Genomic DNA, 2,366 nt, shown 5'->3' with positions numbered 1-2,366 from the left:
GGGGGTGGTCGCTGGCGAGGGAGGGGGGACGAGGACGGTCGTCACCACGTCGGATGCGGCTGACGGGTCCCAGGCGCGTTCCTCCATCGCCGTTACCAGGGCGAGCGCCGTCGCCTCGGCGGCGTCGACCGCGCCGCGGGCCGCCCGGTCGTCCTCGACGAGCCCGAGGGTCTCCCGCAGCCCCGGCAGGGTGACGCGCCCGCCCCACATCTGCCGGGCCCGCAGCATCGCGAGCACCAGGTTGATCCGCGCCCCGCCGGTCGGTGCTTCGCCGAGCACGTGCAGGCCGTCGCGGATCTGCGCGTCCTTCACCTCGCACAGCCACCCGTCGACGTGCAGCAGGAAGTCGTCGAACTCGGCGTCGTGCGGCCGGTCGGTCAGTCCCAGGTCGTGATCGAGCCGGGCGGCCTGGATCAGCGTCCAGATCTGCGCGCGGATGGCCGGCAGCTTCGCCGGATCCATGGCGGCGATGGTGGCGTGCTCGTCGAGCAGCTGTTCCAGGCGGGCCAGGTCGCCGTAGCTCTCCGCGCGGGCCATCGGCGGAACCAGATGATCGACCAGGGTCGCGTGCGCCCGGCGCTTCGCCTGCGTGCCCTCGCCCGGGTCGTTGACGAGGAACGGGTAGATCAACGGCAGGTTGCCGATCGCCGCGTCGGTCGGACAGGACGCGGACATGCCCACGGTCTTGCCGGGCAGCCACTCCAGCGTTCCGTGCTTACCCAGATGGACGACGGCGTGCGCACCGAAGCCGCCGAAGCCGCCGAAGCCGCCGGAACTATCGGAACCGCCGGAACCGCCGGGGCTGCCGGGGCCGCCGGGGCCGCTGGCGAGCCACCGGTAGGCGGCGAGGTAGTGGTGGCTCGGCGGCAGGCCGGGATCGTGATAAATGGCGACCGGGTTCTCCCCGAAGCCGCGTGGCGGCTGGACCAACAGCACGATGTTGCCGGCCTGCAGCGCGGCGAGCACGATCTCCCCGTCCGGATTCGCGGACCGGTCGACGTACAGCTCGCCGGGCGCGGGCCCCCAACGCCGTTCGACGCTCTCCCGCAGGTCGGCGGGCAGGGCGTCGAACCACGCCCGGTACCGCGCCGCGCTGATCCGGACCGGGTTACCGGCGAGCTGCTCCTCGGTCAGCCAGGCCGGATCCTGCCCGCCCGCGGCGATGATCGCGTGGATCAGGGCGTCACCGTCCTCGGCCGTGACCCCCGGCAGCGCATCAGGGCCGTCATCGGGCCCGGTGTCGTATCCAGCCGCGCGCATCGCCCGCAGCAGGCGCACGACGCTCGCCGGGGTGTCGAGGCCCACCGCGTTGCCGATCCGGGAGTGCTTCGTCGGGTAGGCCGAGAGCATGAGCGCCACCCGGCGTTCGGCCGGTGGGACGTGCCGCAGCCGGCCGTGCGCGACGGCGATGCCGGCCACCCGGTCGGCGCGTTCGGTGTCGGCGACGTAGCTTGTCAGCCCATCCGCATCGATCTCCTTGAAGGAGAACGGCACGGTGATCAGGCGCCCGTCGAACTCGGGGATCGCCACCTGTGTCGCAGCGTCCAGCGGGGACAGCCCGTCGTCCGACTCCGCCCACGTCGCCCGGCCGCTGGTCAGGCACAGTCCCTGCAGGATCGGGATGTCCAGCGCGGCCAGCGCGCCGACGTCCCACGCCTCGTCGTCGCCTCCGGCGCAGGAGTGCGCCGGCTGGCTGCCACCCGCGGCGAGCACGGTGACGATCAGCGCGTCCGCCCGCCCGAGGGTGGCGAGCAACTCGGGTTCGGCGGCGCGCAGCGACGCGCAGTACACCGGCAGCGGATCCCCGCCGGCACGCTCGACCGCGGCACAGAGTGCCTCGACGAACGCGGTGTTCCCGGCGACGTGGTGCGCGCGGTAGTACAGGACACCGATGACCGGCCGCACCGCGTTCCCCACGAGGGCGTCCGGGGCGTCCCGGCTGGCTGATGCGTCCTGGCTGGCTGATGCGTCCGGGGTGGCTGATGCGTCCGCGGCCCGGTCGAGCACCCCCCAGGCCGGGATGGTCACCGGTGGGGCGAATCCGGTACCGGACAGCAGCAGGGTGTCGGCGAGGAATCGGTGCAGCTCGCCGAGGTTGGCCGGACCGCCCTGGGCGAGGTAGGCGTGTGCCTCGGCACAGATGCCGCCGGGCACCGTGGAGACGGCCATGAGCTCCGCGTCCGGGGTCTGTTCGCCACCGAGCACGACCACCGGGCGCGGGCCGGCGAGCAGCGTGTCGAGCCCCTCCTCCCAGGTCCGCCGGCCGCCGAGGATGCGCACCACGACCGCATCGGCACCGCTGGTCAGCGCCGGGAGATCGGCGACGGAGAGCCGGGCCGGGTTGGCGAGGCGGTAGCGGGCTCCGC

The 2,366-nt window shown here is 73.7% G+C and carries 1 protein-coding gene; it reads right to left on the bottom strand.

What is annotated here, in order from left to right:
- On the bottom strand, positions 1 to 2,366 hold a 2,366-nt coding region (locus AC08ON_RS06245; protein ID WP_476616611.1), incomplete at both ends, for a cobaltochelatase subunit CobN.

This window comes from Frankia sp. CoWAU3 (assembly GCF_977971855.1).
Note: the sequence above shows the minus strand (reverse complement) of the source record. Positions and strands in the feature narration are given on the sequence as shown.